Annotated in this window: 1 protein-coding gene and 1 pseudogene; one reads left to right on the top strand and one right to left on the bottom strand. The window is 53.9% G+C overall.

Going from position 1 to position 3,487, the window contains the following annotated elements; all coding sequences use genetic code 11:
• The first annotated feature begins 206 nt into the window (after positions 1 to 206).
• On the top strand, positions 207 to 3,011 hold the full coding sequence (locus H6F43_RS08970; RefSeq protein ID WP_199290227.1) for a PAS domain S-box protein: 2,805 nt from the start codon (positions 207 to 209) through the stop codon (positions 3,009 to 3,011).
• A 62-nt stretch (positions 3,012 to 3,073) separates the two neighbouring features.
• Here H6F43_RS08970 and H6F43_RS08965 read toward each other — a convergent pair.
• Positions 3,074 to 3,487: pseudogene (locus tag H6F43_RS08965) on the bottom strand (hypothetical protein); the annotation flags it as partial.

Here is a 3,487-nt window from a genome sequence, read left to right as displayed (position 1 = left end):
GTGCTGCGCTGCTTAGAGGCAGTTGTGTCGGGCGATTATCGCAATAGTTAATTTGAATGACTGTCTCAGCAAGGTGTTAATTATTATCTCGCCTTAACCAGCAAAAGCAGGATTAAATATCACCCTTAGCGATAATATTAAGATGCGGCGCTTTTAGATGCGACAGCCCCATTTCTATTTGGGTTTATCCATTGATTAATCCCCCTTTGCCTTACAACGAAGTAGAGCGACTCGACGCTCTTCGTCAGTATCAAGTTCTAGATACCCCCCCTGAAGCCACGTTTGACGATCTCACCACGTTAGCGGCTCATATTTGCCAAACCCCGATCGCGCTCATCAGTCTGGTTGACCACGATCGTCAGTGGTTCAAAGCCAAACTCGGAGTCACCGTCTCAGAGACCTCCCGCGACCTTGCCTTCTGTGCGCACACAATCCTGCAAAGCGCTCCTCTCGTGGTTTCGGATACGCTTACCGATGAGCGGTTCGCAGCGAATCCGCTCGTAACCGAAGACCCTCACATCCGGTTTTATGCGGGTGCACCTCTCATCACGCCCCACGGACACCAAATTGGTACCTTATGCGTGATCGATCGGGTTCCTCGACAGCTTACGGCAGAGCAATTAGCCGCATTGCAGGCATTGAGCCGTCAAGCAGTCAGCCAGTTGGAGCTGCGGCGCAGCTTGGTAGAACAGCAGCGAGCAGAGCACGCGCTCAGGGAGCGAGAAATGCGGCTGCGAGCCATTATCGATGCAGAACCGGAATGCGTGAAGTTGGTGTCTGCTGAGGGAATTTTGCTAGACATGAACGCGGCGGGTCTCGCAATGATTGAGGTAGACAGCTTCAGCGCCGTTCAGGGTCAATCGGTTTATCCCTTAATTGCATCGGAGTACCAAGCCGCTTACAAAGCGTTTAACGAGAAGGTCTGTCAGGGCAGCAAAGGAACGCTAGAGTTTCAGATTCTTGGCTGTCGGGGAACGCGCCGCTGGGTGGAAACGCATGCCGTGCCGCTGTGGAATGAAGCGACGCGATCGTGCGTTCAATTAGCCATTACGCGAGATATCACCAAGCGCAAGCAGGCAGCAGCGCTGCTGCAAACGACTCAGGCGCGACTGCAACACTTGCTCAATTCCAGCCCGATCGTGATTTTTAGCTGCGAACCCACGGGCGATTTCCAAACAACCTTTGTCAGTGAAAATGTCACCACTCTGTTTGGCTACACGTCTCAGCAGTTTGTGAATGAGCCAGCCTTTTGGCGCAACCGGGTGCATCCAGAAGACGCACTCGATATCCTGGCTCAGCTGGCGACAATAGTGGATCGGGGACAGCATCGCTGCGAATACCGCTTCTTGCATCAGGATGGCACGTACCATTGGACCGCCTCGGAAGTTCGACTCGTGCAAGATGACGCTGGCAGTATCATTGAACTAGTCGGAAATTGGCAAGACATTACCGAGCGTAAACAGGCAGAGGAGCGGATCCGGGAGCAGGCGATGCTGCTGGATAAAGCGCAAGATGCCATTGCTGTGATCAATACAAGCGATCGCGTGTTGTTTTGGAACCAAAGCGCCGAGCGGCTGTTGGGTTGGACTGCGACCGAGGCAATCGGTCGGGATGCTTGGCAGTTTCTGTTCGAGCAGTCGGATGAACTCGATCGCGCTTACACGACAGTGCGGGCGATCGGCGAATGGCATGGAGAGCTAAAGCTGGTTACCAAAGCAGCCAAAACGGTGCTTGTAGAAAGTCGATGGACGCTGGTGCGGAACTCGCGCGATCCAGAGGCTATTCTCATCATCAACACGGACATTACCGAGAAAAAACAGCTCGAACGGCAATTTCTCCGAGCGCAACGGCTAGAGAGTATTGGTACATTAGCGGGTGGAATTGCCCACGACCTCAACAATGTGCTAACGCCTATGCTGCTGGCTGTCCAGCTATTGCAGATGAAATTTGCCGATGAGCAAAGTGGGCAGTGGCTAGAAATTTTGGAGAACAACATCAAACGAGGAGCCAATTTAGTCAAGCAAGTTCTATCATTTGCTCGCGGGGTTGAAGGGGAGCGCGTGATTCTCGAAATCAAGCACTTGATTCGAGAAATCAAGCAAATCGTTAAAGAAACATTTCCCAAGTTTATTGAGCTTCAGACCGACTTAGCCACAGATCTGTGGACGCTTCGAGGTGACGCGACGCAGCTGCATCAAGTGCTGATGAATTTGTGCGTGAATGCTCGCGATGCGATGTCAGACGGCGGTGTGCTCCGAATTGCCGCTGCAAATTTGATCATTGACGAAGGCTATGCTCGGATGCACCTGGATGCCACAACCGGACCCTATGTGGTGATCACGGTGTCTGATACGGGCAGTGGCATTCCACCAGACGTAGTAGACCGAATCTTTGAGCCTTTCTTTACAACGAAAGCGCTGGGCGAGGGGACAGGGCTGGGGCTGTCAACCGTGATGGGAATTGTCCGGAGTCACGGCGGCTTTGTACACGTGTCGAGCACGATCGGCAAAGGAACCGAATTCAAGGTGTTCTTACCCGCCGAGCCAACGACGATGACGCTTGCAGCCCAAGACACACCGCTTGCCAGAGGGCACGGAGAGACAATTCTTGTGGTAGACGATGAAGCCGCGATTCGCGAGATTGCGCAGAAGTCGCTGGAAGCCTACGGCTATCAAGTGCTCACTGCCAAGGACGGAATCGAGGCGATCGCGCTCTACGTTCAACACAAGCAGCAAATCAGCCTAGTGCTGGTGGATATGATGATGCCTGTGATGGATGGGCCAACCACGATTCGCACGCTGCACAAACTGAACCCAAGCATCAAGATCGTGGCCGTGAGCGGGCTAATGACGAACGATAAGCTCTCTGCCTCAATTGCTCCCAAAATCCGAGCGTTTTTGTCGAAGCCGTTCACCACACCAGACCTGCTAAAAACGTTAGATCAGGTGCTAAATGACGAGAAGCCTCTGCCGCCAACTCAGTCTGCTGTTAGCAAGTTCATCTACCTGTAAGGCGAATTCGACCAAGCCAAATCAGTTCACTAACCGTCAAGCGCTAACCGCCATCGACTGCCTTACAGCAATCGCGTCTCAACGTAGCCCACGATCGCCCCTGCCGCCACGATCGCAATCAGGGTGCTAATGGCTAACCACAGCAGCGGAATGCCACGCCACAGTTGCACATTCAGACTGCCGGAGGGCTTAAAGGTGACGTGGAAGCGGGCAAGCGGGCGGAGCAGAGTATCCTCTGAACGGTAGTCCTTGACGAGATGGGGCAGCGGCGTTTGCTCCGCCGCGTCTGCAGCCCGCGCATCCACAGGCTGGTAATCGGCGATCGCCCCTGTCTCGTCAGCCGCTACCACGTAAGTCACCGGGCGATCGGCAATCGCCTCGCTCATCCAGGCTTCATGCAGCCGAATCTGTACCTGTCTTGCAATCTTCCGCACCTGACCGTAGCGAAGAATTTCCGGCGCGATCGCCTGCGACGA

Origin of the sequence: Leptolyngbya sp. FACHB-36 (assembly GCF_014695955.1) — a bacterium.
In the GTDB taxonomy this organism is placed as follows: domain Bacteria; phylum Cyanobacteriota; class Cyanobacteriia; order Leptolyngbyales; family Leptolyngbyaceae; genus FACHB-36.
The sequence above is the reverse complement of the archived record's forward strand: the minus strand, read 5'-3'. Positions and strand labels throughout refer to the sequence as shown.